The sequence below is a fragment of the Staphylococcus sp. 11511212 genome, assembly GCF_011394755.1.
GTDB lineage: Bacteria > Bacillota > Bacilli > Staphylococcales > Staphylococcaceae > Staphylococcus > Staphylococcus chromogenes.
Genome location: NZ_JAANBQ010000017.1, coordinates 152,128 through 175,901 on the forward strand (window position 1 = coordinate 152,128; position 23,774 = coordinate 175,901).

General features: G+C 36.6%; 21 protein-coding genes. 10 read left to right on the forward strand and 11 right to left on the reverse strand.

Translation table 11 applies throughout. The annotated features are described in order from the left end of the window. Nucleotides 1–91: 91 nt before the first annotated feature. The gene (gene mqo, locus G8Y84_RS10860; protein ID WP_105963195.1) at nt 92–1,594 is read right to left on the reverse strand and encodes a malate dehydrogenase (quinone); all 1,503 of its coding nucleotides are present in this window, start codon (nt 1,592–1,594) and stop codon (nt 92–94) included. A gap of 346 nt (nt 1,595–1,940) precedes the next feature. Here mqo and G8Y84_RS10865 point away from each other — a divergent pair, with 346 nt between their 5' ends. Continuing rightward, nucleotides 1,941–3,104 (forward strand): glycosyltransferase family 4 protein, encoded by a 1,164-nt coding sequence (locus G8Y84_RS10865; protein WP_107363537.1) that lies wholly within the window; start codon nt 1,941–1,943, stop codon nt 3,102–3,104. Between the two features lie 143 nt (nt 3,105–3,247). Here the strand turns inward: G8Y84_RS10865 and G8Y84_RS10870 are convergent, their stop codons facing one another. From G8Y84_RS10870 to G8Y84_RS10880, 3 genes are all read right to left on the reverse strand, one after another. Beyond that, a complete protein-coding gene (locus G8Y84_RS10870; protein WP_105967381.1) occupies nt 3,248–4,849 on the reverse strand; it encodes an L-lactate permease in 1,602 nt (533 codons plus the stop codon). A 350-nt stretch (nt 4,850–5,199) separates the two neighbouring features. After that, a complete protein-coding gene (locus tag G8Y84_RS10875) occupies nt 5,200–5,862 on the reverse strand; it encodes a hypothetical protein (RefSeq protein WP_105963197.1) in 663 nt (220 codons plus the stop codon). Nucleotides 5,863–5,941: 79 nt separating this feature from the next. Beyond that, complete coding sequence (locus G8Y84_RS10880) at nt 5,942–6,457, reverse strand: GNAT family N-acetyltransferase (RefSeq protein WP_165806359.1); 516 nt, start codon at nt 6,455–6,457, stop codon at nt 5,942–5,944. Between the two features lie 121 nt (nt 6,458–6,578). Here G8Y84_RS10880 and G8Y84_RS10885 point away from each other — a divergent pair, with 121 nt between their 5' ends. From G8Y84_RS10885 to G8Y84_RS10900, 4 genes are all read left to right on the forward strand, one after another. Further along, entirely contained in the window at nt 6,579–7,568 is a 990-nt protein-coding gene (locus tag G8Y84_RS10885) for an acrylyl-CoA reductase family protein (RefSeq protein WP_105963199.1), read from the forward strand. Between the two features lie 248 nt (nt 7,569–7,816). Continuing rightward, complete coding sequence (gene glcP / locus G8Y84_RS10890; RefSeq protein WP_165806360.1) at nt 7,817–9,151, forward strand: glucose transporter GlcP; 1,335 nt, start codon at nt 7,817–7,819, stop codon at nt 9,149–9,151. Nucleotides 9,152–9,273: 122 nt separating this feature from the next. Beyond that, nucleotides 9,274–10,302, forward strand: a complete 1,029-nt coding sequence (locus G8Y84_RS10895; RefSeq protein WP_037575037.1) for an NAD(P)/FAD-dependent oxidoreductase — start codon at nt 9,274–9,276, stop codon at nt 10,300–10,302. Between the two features lie 15 nt (nt 10,303–10,317). Then, nucleotides 10,318–10,734: a GNAT family N-acetyltransferase gene (locus tag G8Y84_RS10900; RefSeq protein ID WP_103159528.1), complete on the forward strand. Its 417-nt coding sequence runs from the start codon at nt 10,318–10,320 to the stop codon at nt 10,732–10,734. A gap of 80 nt (nt 10,735–10,814) precedes the next feature. On the opposite strand, the gene G8Y84_RS10905 is transcribed toward G8Y84_RS10900, so the two are convergent. From G8Y84_RS10905 to G8Y84_RS10920, 4 genes are all read right to left on the reverse strand, one after another. Continuing rightward, nucleotides 10,815–11,264, reverse strand: coding sequence for a DUF2871 domain-containing protein (locus tag G8Y84_RS10905; RefSeq protein WP_037575041.1), 450 nt, complete (start codon nt 11,262–11,264; stop codon nt 10,815–10,817). Nucleotides 11,265–11,330: 66 nt separating this feature from the next. Further along, a complete protein-coding gene (locus G8Y84_RS10910; protein WP_165806373.1) occupies nt 11,331–11,942 on the reverse strand; it encodes a YcnI family protein in 612 nt (203 codons plus the stop codon). 32 nt (nt 11,943–11,974) lie between these two features. After that, on the reverse strand, nt 11,975–13,213 hold the full coding sequence (locus G8Y84_RS10915; protein WP_105996822.1) for a copper resistance CopC/CopD family protein: 1,239 nt from the start codon (nt 13,211–13,213) through the stop codon (nt 11,975–11,977). Nucleotides 13,214–13,348: 135 nt separating this feature from the next. After that, nucleotides 13,349–15,010 carry a Na/Pi cotransporter family protein gene (locus G8Y84_RS10920; protein ID WP_103159534.1) on the reverse strand — a complete coding sequence of 554 codons (1,662 nt, stop codon included), beginning with the start codon at nt 15,008–15,010 and terminating at the stop codon, nt 13,349–13,351. Nucleotides 15,011–15,296: 286 nt separating this feature from the next. On the opposite strand from G8Y84_RS10920, the gene G8Y84_RS10925 reads away from it, so the two are divergent. From G8Y84_RS10925 to galU, 4 genes are all read left to right on the forward strand, one after another. Beyond that, the gene (locus G8Y84_RS10925) at nt 15,297–15,764 is read left to right on the forward strand and encodes a MarR family winged helix-turn-helix transcriptional regulator (RefSeq protein WP_103159530.1); all 468 of its coding nucleotides are present in this window, start codon (nt 15,297–15,299) and stop codon (nt 15,762–15,764) included. Beyond that, nucleotides 15,757–16,695, forward strand: a complete 939-nt coding sequence (locus tag G8Y84_RS10930; protein ID WP_103159531.1) for a magnesium transporter CorA family protein — start codon at nt 15,757–15,759, stop codon at nt 16,693–16,695. Before G8Y84_RS10925 ends, G8Y84_RS10930 begins: the two co-directional genes overlap by 8 nt. Before the next feature lie 578 nt (nt 16,696–17,273). Next, nucleotides 17,274–19,394 (forward strand): helix-turn-helix domain-containing protein, encoded by a 2,121-nt coding sequence (locus G8Y84_RS10935; RefSeq protein WP_165806361.1) that lies wholly within the window; start codon nt 17,274–17,276, stop codon nt 19,392–19,394. Between the two features lie 90 nt (nt 19,395–19,484). After that, nucleotides 19,485–20,369 (forward strand): UTP--glucose-1-phosphate uridylyltransferase GalU, encoded by an 885-nt coding sequence (galU, locus tag G8Y84_RS10940; protein ID WP_107363957.1) that lies wholly within the window; start codon nt 19,485–19,487, stop codon nt 20,367–20,369. A 60-nt stretch (nt 20,370–20,429) separates the two neighbouring features. Here galU and G8Y84_RS10945 read toward each other — a convergent pair whose 3' ends face one another. Both G8Y84_RS10945 and G8Y84_RS10950 read right to left on the reverse strand, forming a co-directional pair. After that, the gene (locus tag G8Y84_RS10945) at nt 20,430–21,635 is read right to left on the reverse strand and encodes a CynX/NimT family MFS transporter (RefSeq protein ID WP_107366855.1); all 1,206 of its coding nucleotides are present in this window, start codon (nt 21,633–21,635) and stop codon (nt 20,430–20,432) included. Between the two features lie 163 nt (nt 21,636–21,798). Beyond that, nucleotides 21,799–22,005: a sterile alpha motif-like domain-containing protein gene (locus G8Y84_RS10950; RefSeq protein ID WP_103158654.1), complete on the reverse strand. Its 207-nt coding sequence runs from the start codon at nt 22,003–22,005 to the stop codon at nt 21,799–21,801. Nucleotides 22,006–22,200: 195 nt separating this feature from the next. On the opposite strand from G8Y84_RS10950, the gene G8Y84_RS10955 reads away from it, so the two are divergent. Next, nucleotides 22,201–22,548: a DUF4889 domain-containing protein gene (locus G8Y84_RS10955; protein ID WP_105996826.1), complete on the forward strand. Its 348-nt coding sequence runs from the start codon at nt 22,201–22,203 to the stop codon at nt 22,546–22,548. A 238-nt stretch (nt 22,549–22,786) separates the two neighbouring features. Here the strand turns inward: G8Y84_RS10955 and G8Y84_RS10960 are convergent, their stop codons facing one another. Then, a complete protein-coding gene (locus G8Y84_RS10960; protein WP_105963207.1) occupies nt 22,787–23,689 on the reverse strand; it encodes an EamA family transporter in 903 nt (300 codons plus the stop codon). Between the last annotated feature and the right edge of the window lie 85 nt (nt 23,690–23,774).

Genomic DNA, 23,774 nt, shown 5'->3' on the forward strand with positions numbered 1-23,774 from the left:
AATAGCCATCCAAATTTATGTTCTGATAAATTTGGATGGCTTTCTCATTGCGCGTGCCGTAAATCACGCTTTCGTATTATTTATGGGAGGTTTAACTTAATAAACTACCTTTTTCATTTAATTTAAGTTGTTGAGAAATTTCATGATTTAAAGATTTGAAAAGTTCTACTTCATTTGTTAACTCTTTTCCAAATGATGGCACCATTTCCTTAATTTTAGGTTCCCATTGCTTGAACTCTTCTTTAAATGCACTTTGCAGAATATCTAGCATGACTGCAACAGCTGTTGATGCACCTGGAGAAGCCCCAAGTAATGCCGCAAGCGTGCCATCTTCAGATGTAATGACTTCAGTTCCAAATTGTAATGTCCCTTTACCTTTATCTTTTGTATCTTTAATCACTTGAACACGTTGACCCGCCACAACAACTTCCCAGTCCTCTTCTTTTGCTTCAGGAACAAACTCACGCAATTCTTCGATACGTTCTGAGTGACTTAACATCAATTGTTGAATAAGATACTTAGTCAAGCCCATTTCTTTAGCACCTGCTGCAAGCATCGTGCCTAAATTGTTTGGTTTTACTGACTTGATTAAATCGAAATAAGACCCAGTCTTTAAAAATTTTGGTGAAAAACCAGCGAAAGGTCCAAACAAGAGGGCGCGCTCACCATCAATGTATCTTGTATCTAAATGTGGCACAGACATTGGCGGTGCGCCGACTTTAGCTTTGCCATATACTTTTGCTTTATGTTGGTTCACTATCGACTGATTTTTGCAAACAAGGAATAAGCCACTTACTGGGAAGCCACCGATATGTTTAGACTCTGGAAGATGTGTTTTTTGTAATAATGGTAAGCTTGCACCCCCAGCGCCAATAAAAACAAAACGGGATTCTACAGTGAAGGTTTTATCTTCTTTTAAATCTTTAATTTTGATGCGCCATGAGCCATCTTTATTTTGTTTTAATGTTTGAACTTCGTGCTCATAATATAAAGATCCGCCCTTATTTTTCAGTTGTTGCATTAATTGAGTTGTTAATGCGCCGAAGTTTACATCCGTCCCTGATTCATCACGTGTTGCAGCGACTGGCTCCTCATCTGAGCGACCTTCCATCATTAATGGCACCCATTGTTGTAAGGTGTCTCTGTCTTTAGTGATTTCCATACCACTAAACAGGACATTTTCCTTTAATGCTTTGACGCGAGCGTCTAAAAACGCAACATTTTTATCCCCTGTGACGAAACTCATATGTGGTACTGGACGGATAAAAGCACGTGGATCTTTCAATTTATTTTCTTTAACAAGGTAAGACCAAAATTGTTTAGAAATTTGAAACTGTTCATTGACCTTAATTGCCTTTTTGATATCCATCGTGCCGTCTGGCATTTCATTTGTGTAGTTCAACTCACATAAAGCAGAGTGTCCTGTCCCTGCATTATTCCATACATTTGAACTTTCTTTACCACAACTGTCTAATCTTTCAAATACATTGATGTCCCATTCTGGTTGTAATTCTTTGAATAATACACCTAATGTAGCACTCATAATGCCTCCGCCGATAAGTACTACATCTGTCTTGTTATGTAAATTTTCCACAACAATCCAGTCCCCCTTTTTATCATCATGTTTTGAATCTTAGTCATCATTTGTCCCCTTATGGTTCAAACCTTGTGAATCGCTATATAAAACGCGTTTTCAGCTTAAAAGGCGCATTTGTGTGCTTGCTCGCTTTCACAAAGTGATCCCTATATGGACAAAACGAATGCCCCTATTGTCTTTTTATTTTATCATGCATTAACTTTATTATATACCTATTCTGGTGAATTAAAAAGGCAAGCTTATCTTTATATATCCCTCAATACAATTTAATCGCACTTTATTATCACCTATGAAATTATGCATGCTATAATAAACTTAAAATATACAAATTGAGGGATGCGTCATGAAGTCTATCACTTTTTTAATGCATAATATTTATGCGGTCGGTGGCACTGTAAAAACAATTACGAATCTAGCGAATCAATTAGTGCGACAAGGTCATAAGGTCACGATTATTTCTATATTCTGCAATAAATCTAAGCCTTATTTTCCTTTAGATGAACGTGTGAAAGTTCAAACGCTTGTCAATTATCAACTTCATCCACGTAACACGATACCGCTTCTCGCCAACCGTATTCGTAAATATACCCCTCTTCTTAAGCCCAAAATTTTAACCCAGCTTGAGCCAGGCTTCGAGCAGTATTCTAGCTATATTGAGAAAAAAATCATCTCTGCGATTCAACATCACCAAAGTGATATTTTAGTCGGTACGCGTCCTAGTCATAATCTGTTAATTGCGCAATATGCCCATGCCTCGCAAAAAACGATTGGGATGGAACATATGAACTTCGATGCGCATTCGGCTGCGCTTAAATTAAAAATTAAAGAAAGCTATGCACGATTAGATGCCGTGACGACATTAACTGAAAGTGATCGACAACGTTATCAATCTTCCGTCAATACCCCTATTTTTGTCGTCTCCAACATGATAGATGAAAAGCGTCTCAAATTAATGAAAGAGAACAAAATTATAGCTGCTGGGCGCTTTGAATACGAAAAGGGGTTTGATTTATTAGTAGATGCCATCTACAACATTCAAGATGAGCTAAGAGATTATGGCTATACGTTAGATATTTACGGAGATGGTAAAGAAAAAGAAGCATTAGCGCAACATATCGGCTACGCCCAATTACAAGATTTAATTTTTCTCAAATCTACGACCGATCAATTAAGTACGAAAATCGCAATGAGTAAAATTACAGTAGTGCCCTCGCGAAATGAAGGTTTCGGCATGACGATTTTAGAAGCGATGAATCAAGGAAGCGTCGTCATCAGTTTTGATGGCAATACTGGTCCTGAGTCGCTCATCACACATCGCCAAAATGGGTTTCTCGTGCCGGCAAAGAGCACCGAAAAACTTGCGCATCAAATACTTGAAGTCATTGAGATGCATCATGCTAGACAAATTGGACCTGTCCTTTCAAATGCTTATAAAACCGTAGAATATTATTCACCAGACCATATTTATCATCAGTTCAAAAAAGTCATTGATTATGTCATGGCATAAATGTTCAAGACGTTATGCTCGCATAACGAAAAAAGGAGTTAAGCAATCCATCATTGCCTAACTCCTTAATTTAATATGACCAGTTCAATTTGACAGAGAGCCAAAAAGGGCTCGGACGAATCATTGTCCGAACCCTTTTTTAATTAGCTAAGGAAGAAAGATAAGATCAGTGTCCAAATACAGAAGAAGACGAGTAAACCTACACTGTATTTAAGTGTCATTTTCAATAATGCTGATTCTTGACCAACCTCTTTAACAGCTGCTGTGGCAATCGCTATAGACTGTGGTGAAATTAATTTCGCAATCGCACCACCCGCTGTGTTAGCCCCTACAAGTAATGCACCACTCGTACCCACTTGAGGTGCTACTGAAGCTTGAATTGGTGCGAACAGAACATTGTTATTCACAACAGAACCTGTCATAAATACCCCAATCCATCCTAAAATAGGTGATAAGAATGGGAAGATGACACCTGTTTTAGCAATCGCTTGTCCCATTGCACTTGTTAAACCACCGTATGTTGTTAATTTGGCAATTGCCAAAATAAAACAAATTGTAAGAATTGGTAACCATAATTCTTTAAAGGCTTCTCCTAATAGAGAGAACGCTTGTTTAAAATTCACTTGTTTTGAAAGTAAAATCGTAATAATACCTGCAATTAATAATGCCATACCTGTTTGTGCAATGATGTTAAATGTTAACATGACAGGTTGGTTTGTCACATCATTCATTGTGCCAGGAATTGGAAATTGAATGTTTAAGAACGAGAGTGCGCCACCTTCAAGGAATAAACCTTTGAAAGATTTAGAACTCCAAATTAATACTAAAATTGTTAATATGATAAATGGACTCCATGCATATACAATGTCTTTGAAAGCATGTTTTGTCGTTGTATGTTGTTCGTTTTCATTGAGTCTGAAAATGTGTTTCGGTTGGAACTTTTTAGAGAATAAAGCCAACGCCCCCATTGCTGCAAGTGGTGGAATAATATCTACGAGTTCAGGTCCTAAAAATTGGTTGAAAATAATTTGTAACGCTACAAATGGAATGACCATGACTAAAATTGCAGGGAGCGTTTCTTTAATGCCTTTAAAACCATCAATAATAAAGACTAATAAGAATGGTGTTACAATACTTAAAATAGGTAATGTTAAGTTTAAGGCTTGAGACACACTTAATGCTGTAATGCCACCAGGTAAATTTAATGTGTCAACAACACCTACTGGTATACCAATCGCACCATAAGCACCTGCAGCACCATTTGCCACTAAACAAAGCATCGCTGCTTGTAAAGGTTTGAATCCTAATTGAATTAATAATACGGCACAAATCGCAATCGGCACACCGAAACCAGCAACACCTTCTAAAAATGCGTTGAAGGCAAAACCGATAAGTAATAATTGAATACGTTGGTCTTCCGAAATCGCCGTAATACTATCTTGAATGACAGAAAATTGACCCGTTGCTGTCGTTAACTTATACAACCAAACTGCCATCATTACGATGAAACCGATAGGTAAAATACCTTGATAGAAACCTTCAATAATACCACCAGAGACATTGCCTACTGGAAGTTTAAATATAAATAATGTGATAACGATTGTAACAGCTAATGTTGTAATCGCTGCGTAAATCCCTTTCATTTTAAATAGGGTTAAACATAGTAAAAATAGTATAATGGGGATACTTGCAATTAATGCAGAAATTGCAAGGTTTTGAAATGGATCATAACTGTGAACTAACATCCTAAATCATCTTCCTTTGTTTTATATTTGTGTCATTACTTACTTTTTAATGTGAATTATTTCACATATAGAATATACCATTGCTTTGTACACAATTCAATAGGTTGAAGGCATTTTTTTAGCCCCTTTTTACACTATTTTTACAATTCAATTAATTTAGAATGGAACGTGTAAAAAGTACCTGTAACTTGCTTAATATTTTAGAATGGCAACGTTGAAAATGCCCAACGCTCCCCCTTCTTTTCCTTTAAAACGACACCCTCAAGTATAGAGCGTTATGTATCATGCGATATGTAAAATTACGAGGAAAGATGAAATATCCTTCCCCGTTGTTAAGATTGTTTCCAATATTATTGACGATATGCAGGATCAATAATACGAGGATTTCCAGATTGATCGACGGTAACAATCATATATGTTCCGGGTTGCGATTGATTTAAAAAGCTAAAAATATAATGATATTTTTCACCTTCGCCTTGAATAGCATAATCATTGTACGGATTTTGTTGTCCATTTAAAGCTGTCACTTCTTTTTGTGCAACATCTAATGACGTTTGGAAATTCGGAAGTTGTTTTAATGCTTGTTGTTGATTTACAGGATTTTGCGCTAAATTTTGTGCCACAGGAACAACGTTTTGTCCGTGATAAGGCGCCACATAGGATTGACCCTGTTGTGTATTCTCTTGATTTGAAGCGTTAGAATTTGATTGATGTTGTTCTGTGCGATTCATATTTTGATTGTCTTGTGTGGACTGAGGAGAACTGGAGTTGCTTTGCGTTGTTTCTTGGTGATCAGAACTATCAGAAGTTGCTTGATTTTCATCTTCTTGGGATGTCGCCTTTTCATTTGTTGTTTTGTCTTTACTATCCTTAGTTTTTGAATGGTCTTTAGATGGATGTTGTTCCGTTTTAGATGAAGAGGAATCATTTTTCTTTGTCTCATCGTCATCGGTTTGACCACACGCAGCTAAAATCAAAGACAGTGCCATAAAACTTGCTAACCATTTTTTCACAACATTGTGCCTCCTTTATGATAAAAAAATTACTTTCGTTTGTATTATAACATTTTTTTATAAATTTATCTGAAGACTTTTACAATTTAAGTGCCATCGTCCAATCAATGTCTACGTGGTCCCCCATTTTAAACTCGTGTTCCCCTATTTTCATCAGTCCTTGTTTTTCATAAAATGCGATAGCTGCATGATTTTCACTCCACACTCCTAACCATAAGTAGGTTTTATGGAGTTGTTTTGCGATTTGTTTTACTTGTTCAAACATATATTGGCCTAATTTCATACGTTGAAATGAGTGGTATAAATAAATTCTTTGTAGTTCTGCATAATCTACCCCAAAAGGTTCTGTTTGTGCTTCTCCAATATTGATTTTGAAATAACCGGCAATCTCCTCTTGGTACAATACAAAATAAAACACAGATTGTGGGTTTTCCAATTCTTTTAACAATTGTGCGTGCGACATTTCATCTTGATAATAGTCTTGAAATAATTTTTCATCATAATCTTCAGCATAAGTTTCATGAAATGTTTCTATACTGACCCTTCTTAATATTTCAATCTCATGTGTTTCTACTTTTCTAATTTTAAAATCCATGTTTTCATCCCCTTCATTCTTTTGCCTAACTATATTCGAAAGTAAATTATGTTGCAACATCGTTGTCATACACTATTTTAAATGGTAAAGTGTGAAAGTAAAAATTTGAGAGGGGTTGCTTATGACACATTCATTTAAAGCTTATGTATTAAATGAGCAAAACAGAAATATCAAAGGTTCCTTTAAAACATTAACCATGTCTGATTTGCCTGAAGGTGACGTAACGATTCAGGTGCATTATTCAAGTTTAAATTATAAAGATATGTTATCAGTACAAAATGATAACAAAATCATTCGCAATTACCCGATGATTCCGGGTATCGACCTTGCCGGGGTTGTCATTGATTCACATCATCCGTCATTTAAAGAAGGTGATGAAGTCATTGCTACTGGATATGATTTAGGTGTTGCGCATGCAGGTGGATATAGTGAAATCGCACGTGTAAAAGGAGATTGGCTTGTGCCACTTCCAAAAGGACTAACATTAGAAGAAGCGATGATTATCGGTACGGCAGGATTTACTGCAGCCGTTTCGATTCAATTATTAGAAGATAATAAAATCACTTCTGGTGGTGGCCCTGTGCTTGTCCGAGGTGCAACTGGAGGCGTCGGTGCGCTCGCTACAATGATGCTCAATACGCTAAACTATAAAGTGACCGCAAGCTCAGGTCAAACTGAACAGTATGATTGGCTAAAATCACTCGGTGCACGTGAAGTCATCGACCGTTTAGAAGAAGTTACAGAAAAACCGCTTCAATCATCACAATGGCAAGCGATTGTCGATCCAGTAGGGGGGCCCACTGTAGGAGAATGCTTAAAACATGTTTTACCCCATGGTGCGATTGCATTAAGCGGGAATGTGAGTGGTGTAGATTTCCAAAGTTCTGTATTCCCATTCATTTTACGCGGCGTGAAACTATTAGGCGTTGATTCGGTGAATTTCCCAATGAAACGTCGTCTTCTTCTATGGCGCCGCTTAGCTACTGATTTAAAACCACAACAGTTACATGACATAAAAACAGTTGTACCTTTTGAAGAGCTAGAAACACATCTCCAAGCATTAAAAGATAATCAAATCCATGGTCGTATTGTCGTTAAAATGACAACTTAAACCACGTATATTTGCCCTCATCATTAGTTTTCATAACTTATTTTGAGGGCACTTTTAATATCATTTGTGTTTCACTTTTTCATTTCATACATCTAACAAACGAAAGTATTTATTTTTAGCGTTTTCAATTGTCATAAATTCGATAAAATAAAACACTAATTATTCTCATATGTTGGAAAATTATAATTTACGTATTATTGTTGAAAGCGTATACTTATATCCATACTGAATTAATTGGAGGTTACCTGATGAAAATCAATAAAAAGCTTATATTCTTTATTGGAGCTTTAGGCGGATTGCTCTATGGGTATGATATGGGCGTCATTTCAGGGGCGTTATTGTATTTGAAAAATGACATTCCGTTAACACCAAGTATGCAAGGACTCGTGGTTGCTTCAATGTTATTTGGTGCTATTTTTGGTTCCGGATTTAGCGGACCCTTATCAGAAAAATTAGGACGTCGTCGTCTTGTCTTTATAATTTCTATCATTTTTATTGTTGGCACACTCGTCCTCGCTTTAGCACCAACGGTTGAAATCGTTGTTTTAGGTCGTTTCATTATTGGACTCGCTGTTGGGGGTTCAACAGCTATTGTTCCTGTGTATTTATCTGAACTTGCGCCAACCGATGCGCGTGGCTCTTTAAGTTCATTAAACCAACTTATGATTACGATTGGGATTTTATCTTCATACCTCGTCAACTATGCATTATCACCCTTTGAAGCGTGGCGTTGGATGTTAGGTTTAGCTGTCGTCCCTTCTTTTATCTTAATGATAGGTGTTATCTTTATGCCTGAAAGTCCACGTTGGCTTTTAGAAAAACGTGGAGAAAAAGCAGCACGTGATGTGATGAAACTCACATATCCTGATCATGAAATCGATATCGAAATTGCGAACATGAAAAAAATCAGTTCTATTTCAGAAAGCACTTGGGATGTCTTGAAATCACCATGGTTACGTACAACAATTATTATTGGTTCTGTGTTTGCTTTACTTCAACAATTGATTGGAATTAATGCGATTATTCACTATGCACCGACGATTTTCCATAAAGCGGGTCTCGGTGACTCCGCATCTATTTTAAGTACTGTAGGTATCGGTGTAGTGAATGTACTCGTTACAATTGTAGCGATTTTAATCATTGATAAAATTGACCGTAAGAAATTGTTAATGATGGGTAACTTAGGCATGGTCTTCTCATTATTAGCGATGAGTTTACTGATTTGGCTTTTAGGCGTTGATGCTTCCGTATGGATTATCATTGTTTGCTTAGCGTTATTTATCGTGTTCTTTGGCCTTTCTTGGGGTCCAGTATTATGGGTAATGTTACCAGAGTTATTCCCAATGCGTGCACGTGGTGCGGCAACAGGGATTGCAGCACTTGTGTTATCTATCGGAAGTTTACTCGTAGCTTACTTGTTCCCAATTATCAGCAGTGTTTTAAACGTCCAACAAGTCTTCCTCATCTTTGCTGTTATTGGTATTATTGCATTCTTCTTTGTAATGAAGTTTTTACCGGAAACACGCGGTCGCAGCTTAGAACAAATTGAGGCGGATTTACGTGGTCAATCTGTACAAAAATAATTAGACAAAGCATTTGCCTTTCACTTTCGGGTGAAGTAGGCAGATGCTTTTTTAGTCTCTTCATTGATAATTATTCTCATTTATAAGATAATAAAAGCACTATAAGAAATGAGGGAATCATTATGAAAGATGTCACAATTATCGGGGGCGGCCCTGCTGGTTTATATGCCAGTTTTTACGCAGGATTACGTGGAATGGACGTGCAAATCATTGACGCTCAAGAGAAACTAGGCGGAAAAATGCGCTTATACCCCGAAAAAATAATTTGGGATATTGGGGGTGTGGCACCTAAAACATGTGAAGCCATTACACAAGATATTATTGAACAAGGGCTACATTTCAATCCTGAAGTTATTTTAGAAACAAAAGTCACTGATATAAGAAAAATGGCCGAGCATCATTTTGAAGTCGTCACTGAATCTGGGAAAGTTTATACTTCAAAATCTGTCATCATTGCGATTGGTGCTGGGATTATTAAGCCCCAGCGCCTTGAAATTGAACATGCCCATCGATTTGAACTCACGAATTTACACTATGTAGTCCCTCGATATGAGCATTTCAGAGGCAAAAACGTCTTGATTTCTGGAGGAGGCAATACAGCGCTTGATTGGGCAGAAGCACTCGCACCTATTGCGCAATCAGTCACATTGGTCTATCGGCGTAACGACGTCTCCGGTCATGAAGCGACGATGCAAAATTTGAAGTCTTTAAAGGTGAAATGTCATTCGAATATGATGATTACCGACTTAGAAAGCCCATCAAACGCTTCCCATTTGATTGAGAAGGTTACGTTAACGCACCTGTTCACAGGGGAAAAGATAAAAGTCCAAGCTGACGAAGTGATTATTAGCCATGGTTTTGATCGCCAACTCGAGTTATTGAACGAGGCTTCACTCAAAATTAATATGGTAGATCACACTTATATTCAAGGTCACGGCAACTCTAAAACCAATATTGACGGTGTCTTTGCATGTGGCGATATTTTACAACACCCAGCAAAAATTCATCTCATCACAAGTGCCTTTAGTGATGCCGGTCATGCGGCGAATAGCGCTAAAAATTATATTAGCCCACAAGACCCAAAAGAAGGTTATGTGTCTAGCCATAACCCTGTTTTCAAACAGGCTAACAAAGCATTTTTACCTAAATAAAGGAGAGGATTAACAATGTCGGTACAGCTTACCCACCACATTCCAATGCCAGAAGATTATTGCGCTTTACGTAAAGTATGCGGGCTCAGTGAAAAAAGTCTTGAGGCAGCGGTAATAGGTCTACAACACGCTTGGCATACGGTAACGCTTTATGACGATACACAACTCATCGGAATGGGACGTATTATTGGAGATGGCGCCACAGCTTTTCAAATTATCGATATTGCGGTGCATCCCCATTATCAAGGTCACGGTTATGCCAAACAAATCATGCAAGACATCATGAACTATATCGACAACATTAAGCTTCCCGGCACCTATGTTAGCCTCATCGCAGATCATCCAGCTGAAAATTTATACGCACAATTTGGCTTTCGCTTGACTGAACCTCTCTCAAGAGGAATGTCTTATCATTATACATACCATTCTTAAAATTTCATCTACTTTCAAAAAAAGCGTGACACAAACCTCTTGGATAAGAAGTCTGTGCCACGCTTTCTCATGTTTCATCATTATTTTTTCTTCTTTTTTCGTTTTACGAGAGGTTCGCCGTCACGAGGTTCTGTTAAAATCGCTTGTCTTAATAAAAAGAACAACAAAATAAATCCTGCTGTAATTGTGACATGTCCGATGCCTGCAAAACCAGCAAGACTTGGTGATATGGTTTGGTGCGAAACTTGCATAAATCCTTTTGTAAACTGCATGCCTACCGTCACAAGTACCCCGATATTATAAATGATGAAAAACCAATTAAACAGATAATAACTACTGATTTTAAAGAGTTTTTCGATAGGGATTAACATTAAAAACATAAACATTCCTAATGTGAGTAGATGGGTATGCATAACACTCATCTGTGTGTCACCCGTAAAATTGTAATGAACTGTAATTTCACGATACGCAAAACCGCTTAGTAAGCCGAGTGTCGTATAAAACATGAATGTGTACAAAATACGTTTCATTTAGGATTCAACTCCAATCTTATTCACATTCATTATGACGACTCCCCAAAGACGTGTCAATGTCAATTATTTGTCTTTATTTCTAGGTAAATAACGTTTAAATAAGGCTACTAGCGATAAAATTAAGGCTAATATTGAAACGATCCACAGTGCTGGACTAACCGCTTGTGATTGTGCTTTGGTCTCTTCTTCCTGATGATGTGAATGCCCGCTGCCATCACCGCTTCCTTTTTTAACTTCCGTTACGGGAGCCGGATGCTCACTATCCGGATTATCTTCGACCCATTTTACTTGTTTACCATCTTTATATGTTTGAATAGCTTTCCATTTATACTCGCCTTCTTTTTCGGGATTAGCAACCACAATAGGAAAATCGACATGTTCATGCTCTCCAATTCCTTTTCCCGTCGCTTCCCATGTCACTTTTTTAATATTGTCTTTTTTGTCTTTTTTAAAAGAATGTTTAAAACCTGGTACAGGTTCTACACTAGATAAAGAGAGCTCATCTGGGACTTCTAGTTCAAGTTTCATCGTTGGCACTGAGCGTTCAACTGGAACACGCACGTTATATTCATCATATGATCCCGGTTCACTTTGGTTTGGATTTAACGTCACATGCGCTTCCGCTTGAGAAAATGTCCCTAATAAAATACTCGCAAAAATAGTACTACCAATCATCTTTAAACTTTTCAATTTGTCCACCTCTTCATTTATAAAATCTCAATTTGACTCATCACAACGCCGACAAGAATTAAAAGTATTCCTAATCCGAGTTCAATATAGAGTAATGGCCCATGTATGGATTTTTTATTTTTCATGACTTTAAACGTTTGGAAGCCTCCTAGTGCCATCATCACAAAAGTCACGATAAGTTTTGTGTACCATAAACCACTATACGTCGAGAAATGGCTTAATAAACGTGGTAAAGACGTTAAATCTAACGTCATGAGTAAACCTGTTAAAATAATCGTTGTCACTGCAGTCACGTTGAGTTTAAATAAAATATCTTTCAAAATTAGTACATATGAATGACGATGTCGTGCAAATATGTAAAATACTAAATAGACTAAACTCCCTAACCATAACGCTATTGCAAATAGGTGCAATGAGCGAATAAGAATGGAATATATCGGATACGTTTGCGCCCAAACATGTCCAGAAATCGCCATCGCTATGATGATTAAAATCGGCATCAAATCATACCAAATTTTTTCCATATTCCGTAAAGCGTATAAAACGATGAGTGTCATAAGCGCAACGACTGAAATAATAAATGGAAATTGTTTCCACGTGCCAAAATTAAGCGTCAGAATCTCATTAATCACTTGTTGCGGTAACGTCATTAAATACAAAATTCCTGTGGCTAAGGTCACCATAAATAAAATCCACGTCATCGCACGAGATTTGATGGAATAAGTTGGTAATTCTTGTCTTTCCATGAGACGATTCACAGCATGGAATCCCACAAGTACGAGTAAGAGACTTTGCAAAATAAAACGCATGGCGCCCCACCAAAATGTTGTATCCGTTAAAAGCGAAGAGGTCGGCTCAACTGAAGAGGCCGTCTCATGCCCCACTGAAAAGAGGTAGTGTCCTTTCATATCATGCCCATCTTGTGCCACCGTTTCCCACTCCACAAGATAAGTCCCCTCTTGTAATTCCTCTGTAGAAAACGTAATCACCTTGGAATAGTTTTTTTCATTGGGTTGAATCGCTTTGATTTCTTTTCCTCGATCATTGTACAGCGTTAGATGTGTATAGGTCGTATTGACCGGTTCGCTCATTTCAAGTTTGATTTCTTTTGGTGAAGAAGAGACAACGGCTTTTTCTGACGGTTCTGCATGTTCAAGTGATGCATGCGCGGACGCGACATTGAATTGCCCTCCTATCCCAAAAACGAGCATAAACACAAAAAGCAACCCTTTTATGTACATTTGAAAATGCTTCATCTTAACCCCCCTTAAAGTTCACATAAGCACAATTTTATCAAACCCTTTATTGAAAACAATAACTTTTAATAACGTTCAAAGAATTGTAAAAAAGAGACTTGGCCTCACTTTTTGTGAGTCAAGTCTCTTGAAATTTTATATTTCATGTGTCGCAATTTCTTCATCTGTAGGTACGTCATCATTTAATCCTACTAATGATTCAGAAATATTTCGTGAATGGTAACCGATACGTTCTAATACTCCAATCATATCGATGTAGATTAAACCGCCATCAGTCGAACATTCCCCACGATTCAGACGTTTAATGTGCCCTTTACGTAATTTATGTTCAATGTTAAATGATTCTCGACTGCGCTCGACGATTTCATCTTTTTTCGTTGTGTCATAGACGTCTAGCATTTCAATCGATTTATCAAAAGATTCCGTAACATGATGCAGTAACTTTTCAACGCCACGTTGCGCATCATCTGTTAAATAAATCTCTTTTTGATGTTTGCGGTCAATTTGTTCAACATACTCTTTAATCAAATCGGCCACTTTTAAAATTGAGCGATTCACATCAAACATCACGGCTAAGCGTTCGACATCTCCTTTATTGATATCTTTAGTCGAAATTCGAACGAGATAACTGCGAATACTGTCGTTGATGGTTTCAACCGCTTGATGTTTTTGTTCTAGTTTTTTGACAAGCTTTTTGTCAACTTTTGACGTATGTTTCACGTCATCAAACATTGAAGTCACAATATTCCCTACATTTTGTAGTTCCTTTTGTGTTTCTTGTAAAGCCACGCCAGGCGCATGGTAAACAAGGTCTTTATTTAAATGTTGCGGTTTATAGTCTTCAGTTATATCTTTACCTGGAACAATCTTAGTAACAATCCATGCAAGCACTGCCACAAACGGCAATTGAATTAATGTATTTGTCACGTTGAATGCACCGTGCGCAAAAGCAATTGCCATAGCTGGTTTTAAATGCCACGTTTCTTGTAACAACCCAACCAGATGGGTGACGATAGGTAAAAAGATTGAAAAGATGATGACACCAATCACGTTGAAAATAACATGTACGAATGCAGCACGCTTTGCTGCAAGTGAGCCTGCTAAGCTTGCTAGTACGGCTGTAATCGTTGTACCAATGTTATCTCCTAATAACACAGGGATCGCAGCATCTAAGCTGATCATGTTTTGTTGGTAGAACTCTTGCAAAATACCAATCGTTGCACTTGAACTTTGAACGACGGCTGTTAATGCCGTACCCACAAATATTCCAAGTAATGGATTAGACGACATATCCAGCATCAATTGCTTAAATCCATCTAACTCTGCTAAAGGTTTTACAGCACCGCCCATAAACTCTAAACCAAAGAATAAAGAACCGAAACCAAATAATATGCGGCCGATATTGTTCACTTTAGATCGTTTGAAGAAAAAGATTAAGAAAGCTCCAAGTGCTAATATTGGCATTGCATATTCTCCTAAATCAATACCAATAATAAAAGCTGTGACAGTCGTACCAATATTGGCGCCCATAATGACCCCTATGGCTTGTTTCAATGTCATAAAACCTGCTGTGACGAGTCCAATTGTTATCACTGTTGTTCCTGAGCTACTTTGAATTAAAACTGTTACTACAATCCCTGCGATGACACCCAATATAGGATTCGAAGTAAACTTGTTTAAAATATTTCGTAGCCTATCTCCTGCTGAAGCTTGAAGCCCATCTCCCATAACTTTTAAACCGTAAAGGAAAATCCCTAAACCGCCTAAAAAGGAAAAGATGACTTCCATAACCGACATTTCCATTATTTCACCTCTATTAAGCTTTATAGTTCGATTATCGCTTATATTTGTAAATTTAATGTTAAGATTACGTAAAAAATGATTACATTGCGTGGATTATGCCACTAATAATGTGAAGTCATTCGTCTTAACTAACAATTTACTATAAATATGACACATCTTTTGAGTTTACATTAGTTACATAAAATACACAATCCAAAATCAAAAATCCTACGACTTTACCATGACACCAAGCGTAAACTCCATTATAATAAAATCATTATCGAAAAAAAGGACGTCGATTATGAGCCAACAAAATGATTATGAACTCTTATTATTTTATTATGCCTATATGACTTTTACAGAAACTGCGGATGATATCATTAAGGAATACGGTTTAAGCCGACAACATCACCGCTTTTTGTTTTTCATTAATAAACTTCCAGGGATTACAATTAAAAAACTACTTGAGAACTTAGAGATTTCAAAACAAGGTTCACATGCGACATTAAAGTTATTAAAAGAAAGTGATTTGATTTACGAAGAACCAGATATTAGGGATCGACGACTAAAATGTTTATATCCTACAGAAAAAGGTAAAGCATTGATTGCAAAGTTAAACCAAGCTCAAAGTGAGTTATTTAAAAAGATAAAAAATGCCCGTGGTGAGAATTGGTACGACATAATGGAAGGCTTTGCAGAAGTGAGGCAAGGCTTTCAAGATATACGTCACTTAAAATCAAACCATGAAGAAGGAGACACTCATGATTAAAGCCTATCGTAACAATGAAGATTTATCTATTGTGGAAACAAGTGAATGGTCTCATGCCCAATGGATTAACGTCGTTAAACCTACGCAAGAGGAAAGTCAGGCCTTATTAGAATACTTTCCGTTTCCAAAAGACTTTTTAGAAGATGCGCTCGATAGTGAGGAAAGTTCACGTATTGAAAACGATGAAAGCGGATATTCACTTATTATTAGCGACTTTCCTATTTTAAAAGATGATCAATATGAAATTAAAAGTTACCATACTGCCCCCTTAGGGATTATTATCGGTAAAGGAGTGATCATTACCATTTGTAGTCGCAACTTTGATTATTTTGATCATTTGCTCTATCAACGTATTAATCTCAAGTTCAAAAGTCGTTTTGCTTTAAATTTATTATACGAAATGTCTTCTGAGTTTAACCGTGCACTACGCTTACTTAATAAAGAACGTTTGCAAGTCGATGTTAAATTACAAAAGCGTGTCACAAATCTACGTCTTTACTTTTTAAGTGAAATTGAAAAAAGCCTTGTTTATTTTATTGCATCACTCAAGACAAATGCCTCAACTCATCGAAAGTTGTACCGAATATCCACTTTAAAGCGATTTTCTGAAGATGATGAGTTGTTGGAAGACGTCTTAAATGAACATCAACAAGCGATAGAAACAACAGAATTGTATTTACGTATTGTTGAGAGTATGACAAATTCCTATGCTTCATTGCTCTCAAACCAATTAAATACTACGATGCAAACATTAACTATTTTTACCGTGTTACTGACATTACCGACACTTGTTTTCAGCTTTTTTGGAATGAACGTGCCATTACCAATTGATGCGCAATCAGGTTTATCTTGGATTATCGTCATTGCGATTTCGCTCGTTTTAGTCATTGTAACTTCAGTTCTATTATGGCACAGTAACCGGCTCAAATAAAAATAACGAATTGGGGCCGTTCCCAATTCGTTATTTTTTCACTAAAACAGCTATTTCCTCTCGCTTATCTCTTTCCCAACTTCCAAATCAGCATCCCATATGCTTAATTTTCACCTTATGTTGTGCGTTGATGATATATAATAGCCACACGCAACGATAGTTTCTCGTAGAAATCACTTTTAATTCGCTGCATAAATATTACTTTAATACGCTATTTGCCTTCTCTATAAAATACAAACTAAAATCTAGACATCTTGCACTTCGTTTTCATTCCTCAAATGCCTTTAATCTTACATCAAAAACTTAATTTTAGATACATTATTCTAAAATTCAATTTCCATCATTCCGTATAGAAGTTCCATATTTATTTTTTATATCCAAATTTAATAAATAATCCTTATCTTAACTTGAACGTCAAGTTTATATGTCTAATTATATCAATAAGTACTGAAAAAATTAAAATAAAAGAGAGAATATTGTTTATCAATATATTAAGTCCTATAATACAAATTATTTATAGCAAAAATTTAAACTACGTCATCCAAAAGAATACATTTTGAGTAAGTGAGGTCACATACATGCAAAGCGTTCATATTGAATTATTTGAACAATTTCAATCAGATTCATATCGTTGCTTTAATGCTGTAGAATTGTATTTTTCTCTCGATGGAAAGTTAAAAATTCAACATAACGGATTAAATAAAGAACAATATTACCAAGTTGCCATTATTAATCATAGTGACTTGGTTAAAATTCATCATGCAAAAGCTTTAATAAAAGTAACACTCCCCCTCCATTTATTAATGGATGTTCAGTCTAATTTTATGAATGGCTTTTTTGATGATACAAAACTGTACGCACATGAACAACTCCGTGAACACATTCAGTCTATGCTAATATATGACAACCCAGAACACCAATCTAAGACGTTACATACGCTCATTCAATTGATGTTAAAAGAATGCTACATTCCTTGTGATACCGTATACTTACCATACATGCATGTTGAATCTGACATGCTCATCAATGTCCTTAATATTATTCATGAAAAGATTGAACAAAAAATCACCCTTCAAGATTTAGCACAACGTTTTTTTGTGTCTTCATCTTACATCTCTATATTATTTAATGAACAACTCGGGTTTAATTTTAAAAGCTATACCGTCACTTTAAAGCTAAGTTTATCCTTACCACATTTACTATGGAATAATGACTCAATTTATGATATTGCGCAGAACTTTGGATTTTCAAATTACAGTAATTACTCTAAACAATTTAAAAATTACATTGGCGTAAGTCCTTATACTTATAAAAAAACACAAGCCAATGTTAATTCAAAAATAGTCATACATCAAAAAAATTCAGATATTTTCCAACGACTCTATCAACAATTTGTAGCGCATACACAAGGGGCTAAAGTTCAATTGGATCTTGATGCCATCCTTCAGCCCTCAAGATTTAAATTACCTAAAATAAGAGTCGCTTTGAATCGCTTGGAGGACTTATGGCATTATCAACAATTTTTCGATTCGATGCAAGACGTTCTCGCCAAACAACCGCACTACTTATATTTTGAAGAAGCATCACATGTGACACTCACCCATAATAAAGGTCAGCAATTAGAACATCTCATTCAATTTATGAACGCACATCATTTACATTTTAGCTTTAAGATTGCTTCACTTTATGAGTTTGACTTACTCGAAGTACAATTTTTAAACGGGGTGAAAAAGCTCTTACATTACATTCCTACCTTAACTCATGCGCTACCTAAAGTTAACGTATTGTTTGATATGCGCTTTTTAACATTTAAAGATATTGATTATTTATCAGAACGCTTAGCTCGTGTATTTCACACATATGAAGTCGAATTACTCGTCTCACATGACGTGATTCATCACCGAAATGCTTTTTTAGAAGAAGCGCAAAAACTTAATACGACCATTTCAGGCTACACTTTTGATGTGAACGACTTTATCAATGATGAGCTTTATGCGAGTACCTCTTTCCAACATATGACGCATGAATGGCAACAATTGATGAGCTATCCATCTCTTCAAAAATCCGTGCCATCATTATCCTTAATCGGGTTGACATCAACAGCGTTTGAAAAATTGTTTTACAAAAATATCAGTCATCAACCTAGCGATTGGTTGCATTTTATGATGCATACGGCACCAACATTTACTTCGATGAATATCCCGTTAGTAACAGACGACACGAATAAGTTTGGTTACTTGACCGCACGCCATATGCAAACGATGTTGCCATTCATCTCAGAGTTGTTACATCCTTTTACAGATAATTATATTAAAATTCAGCATCATACGATGTACAAACAAACAGATATTGATTATACAATCTTTTTGACGCCAAATACGCTAGGCGGTCAAAGAGAATTTCAAAATGAACCCACCTACTATCAACTCTCAAGTGATTTTATTCGAGATAAACATTTGGTCATTATTCGGACTTATGATGATGAAACAATGAACATCCGGAATTTGATACAATTTGATGATCAAACTTACATTCCAATACAACATATTCAAGACATTCAACAAACGCAACATTTAAGAAAAAATATTTGTATTCATGATTTTAATAATGGCCCCTTAGAAATTAAGGTGCCACCGACACAACTCAAAGTCATTTATATTTATAAACAACCGACTTCTTTATTCAATGATTTAGAATAAGATATGCCTTCTAGCTCCCTTTAGTAATTCTCATAGTTTTATACTATAATGGAATTAATGACAAAGATTGAGCTAGGAGGCTATTTTTTTATGTCAAAAATAAAGAAAGCAATCATTCCAGCTGCAGGTCTAGGCACAAGATTTTTACCTGCCACAAAGGCAATGCCAAAGGAGATGCTCCCTATTCTCGACACCCCTACGATTCAATATATCGTTGAAGAAGCGGCACGAGCTGGCATCGAAGATATTATTATCGTTACTGGAAAGCATAAACGTGCCATTGAAGATCATTTTGACAATCAAAAAGAACTCGAATCCACCTTAAAAGATAAAGGTAAGTTAGATTTACTTGAAAAAGTCCAACACTCCACCGACTTAGCAAATATTTTTTACGTTCGTCAAAAAGAACAAAAAGGGTTGGGACATGCGATATGGACCGCACGACAATTTTTTGGCGATGAACCTTTCGCCGTTTTATTAGGTGATGATATTGTTCAGTCTGAAACACCTGCGATTCAGCAATTAATCGAGCAATATGAAGTAACACAAAAGTCTGTTATAGGCGTTCAAGAAGTACCATACGAAGAAACCCATCGTTATGGTATTGTAGAACCTAAAACAAAACAAGGCCGACGTTATAAAGTAAGCCAGTTCGTAGAAAAACCGGCTCCAGGAACTGCGCCTTCTAACTTAGCAATTATGGGAAGATACGTCCTGACCCCTGAGATTTTCAAATATTTGGACACGCAAGATGTCGGTGCAGGTGGTGAAATTCAATTAACCGATGCCATTGAACGTCTCAATCAAGATGATTCTGTGTATGCTTATGAATTTGACGGCACGCGTTACGATGTCGGTGAAAAGATTGGTTTTGTCAAAACAACCTTACATTTTGCGCTCAATGATCCCTCTATGAAAGAAGAAATGACACGATATATTAAAGACCTCTTAAATGAAGACACTGCCTCTCAATAAAAAAACGCCACTTTCACAACTTCGAATGATTTGGAAAGTGGCCATTATTCTATTTATACATTATTGTTTTCCGAATTCATCTTCTATCACTGCCGCTCGCGTGGCATAATGTCCAACTAAACAGATGATCACAGTCATGATTAAAAACATCACTATGGCGCTATTCCAATTTTTCGAATAGTCATATAACGCTCCCATTAAAAAGGGGCCTATCGCCGCAATCCAATAACCGACAGACTGCCCAAATCCAGAGAGTTGCATACTGCCTTGCGTCGTTTTTGCCCGTATTGAAAATAGTGTCATACACAAACTAAAGCACGCACCAATTGCCAAACCAGAAAATATCATCGCAAGAATGAGTAACATTACATGCTGACTCCATAATAAGCTGAATCCTATTAAAAATAGAAGTGTAATCATTTGGATAAGTCGACGCTGATTTTTCATTTTTGCCGCAATGATTGGGAATGTAAATGTCATCGGAAGTTGCGCAAACTGGTTAAGCATCAACATATATCCTGCTGTTTCAGGTGAAATCCCTTTACTTATTAAAATAGAGGGATACCATGCGACAATACAGTAAAATGACATCGACTGAAATGCCATTAATAACGCTACAGCCCAAGCCAGTTTTGACTTTATGATTGGATAAGCATGAGGTTCGTCCCTTTGTAAAGCAGCTTTGACTTTAACTTTGAGTTGAGGAAGCCAAAATAAAATTGCGACCACTGCAAAGACCACCCAAAACGAGAGAGATAAACGATAGTCCCAACCACTGACTTTCGAGAGTGGATAACTTAATCCCCCACCTAGCCCTGCGGTGAAATTCATCGTGGCACTATAAATTCCTGTAATCAGACCTATTTGCAATGGAAAATATTGCTTTGCATAAGCAGGCAGAGTGACATTACAAAATGCAATAGAGACGCCTATAATAATCGTCCCAATCACAAACATCAATAAGTCTCCAGAAATACGAATGACTAAGCCAATAATGGTCACAATGACAGCTACAAATAAAATATGCGTCATTTCAAACCGTTTTAAAATGCGTGTCACCCACATTGAGACCAAACCAAAAATAATAAGAGGAATGGTTGTAATGAATCCCGCTATAAAATGATTGATATGTAAGTCAGATTGAATGTTGTCAATGACAGGACCAACGGCTGTAAGCGGTGCGCGTAGTGTGGATGCAATCAAGACAATCCCTATGACGACGAACCACTGATCTTGTATTTTTAACGAGCCCTTTCTACCTTCCATTTGCCCTTCCCCCTTCAACTCTTCTATATGTATTTTATCATAAAAAAATAAGGCGCTTAGACACTGTCTAAGCCCTTACATTTATAGAGGTGAAGGCATGTTTTTACAATAAAGAGTGAATCTTATATGTAAAAAACTGCCTCATACCACCCTTTAACGCCCTTTAAATTTGGCTATACAAATGTAATGCGCGTTTAATGATATTCATTAAATCATTATCCACGGTAGTATGTTTATGAAAATATGCTAGTATTTCATGAGGATGTACTAAGTCCCGTGGAAAATCGATATCATTCACTACAAATGACGCCAATTCTCCTAAAGGGGTCTTATCTCCTAAAAATCCTAACATAAACTCATAAAAGCTCATATCATCACCTCTTACATGATGAGCTAACGCTTATTTTAGCATTGATGAAATTGTTTTGAAATAAAATCATACTAAAAAACTCATCTTTGTCATCAAAAAAGGTTCGTCACAATTTTGTCGATATTTCAACCCCTTTTGCTTTTAGGAATATTCCTATACAATAGCATTATATTCAAAAAAGGAGCTTTCATACCTATGAAAAACAAACAAACATTAGGTTTTATATTAATTGGAGTTATGGTCCTTGCAACAATTATCGTCATCGTGGCAATTATGATGTCAGGACAAAAAGAAACATACTATGGTTATATGAAAGATAACACAACAGCAGAAAAAGTGATTAGCGAATCTGAAAAAACAGTTGAAAAAAATGTAAAACTTCCAACTGACAGCGATTTCCAACCTAAAAAAGGGGATTTCGTAAAACTTGTTGCAGATAAAGATGACAAACATCATTATGTAAAAAAAGAAGTTGTCTCTCATGACGACGTGCCCCACGGTTTAATGATGAAAATTCATGATATGGGTAATATGCACCACTAAATTTTACGCAAGGCTGAGTATCGTCTCTCACCTTGCGTTTTTTAATGTCTCGTGAACATTTAGATTACTTTTTGGAATGATACCCTATAAACCAACATTTCTCTATAACTTAGAGGCTACATTAACGTCATCAAGTTGGGTTCATAAATAAAAATGCGGTAAGAAATCTCATCCCCATTTCTTACCGCTTCTGCGCTTATTCATATCGTGGCCTATAAACATGCCCTTCGAATTCACTCTATTTTTTCATCACTGATAATACGACGACCATCATAATGATACATATGACGCCTATCAATTGCCATCCGCCAAAACCAATATGTAACCAAATAACAGAAGTCACAAGTGCCATCAACGGTTCGATAGTCCCGAGAAGACCGGCTTCATGAGGAAATAAGTAGTTTAAGCTATCAATATAAAACCAAAACGCAAGCATCGTCCCAAAAATAATCGCAAACCAAAAGAAAAGATGTGTTTCAACTGTCCAAAGTGTAAGGTCTACATTCCAAGGCGGATGAATAAAGCTTAAAGCGATTCCCCCAATTAACATCGCCCAACCGACAACGTTTAACGATCCCCATCGGGCCAATAATTTCACAGGATAAATCGTATAAAATGCTAAAGCGATTGCCGATAAAAGCCCCCAAATAATCGCTATTTTCGGAACTTGTAAATTTTCTATATTGCCATTGGTAAGTAATAAAAAAGAGCCAAGCAACGCTAATATGACAGCAATAGCTTCCTTACGCCCAAAAGTCGTCATTTTTGTAACTACTAAATAAAAAATCATAAAAATAGGACCTAAATATTGTAAGAGCGTAGCCACTGCGGCATTTCCATAACTGATAGAGGACATGAATGTAAATTGCACCGCGAGCATTCCAAAAATACCATAAATGAAGATTTGGAATGACGCGCGTTTATCCCACCAAATCATCAATACTTTGGGGCCTTGTGTAAAAAAAGCGATGGCAATTAGTAGCACTCCGGAAATGATAAGTCGGACAGCGACAAACCAACCGACATCAAGGTGTGCATGTTGAAACAACCATTGAGAGACCGTACCCCCAACACCCCAAAACGACGCTCCAATAACAACGAGCAAATAGCCTATCCATCGCTTTTGTACTTGTCGCATAATATCGCCCCTTCTTCGATGTATTTCAATTAATCTAACATGAATACTCCTATCATGACAATAACTATTTTAAAAACCGTAAAAATAG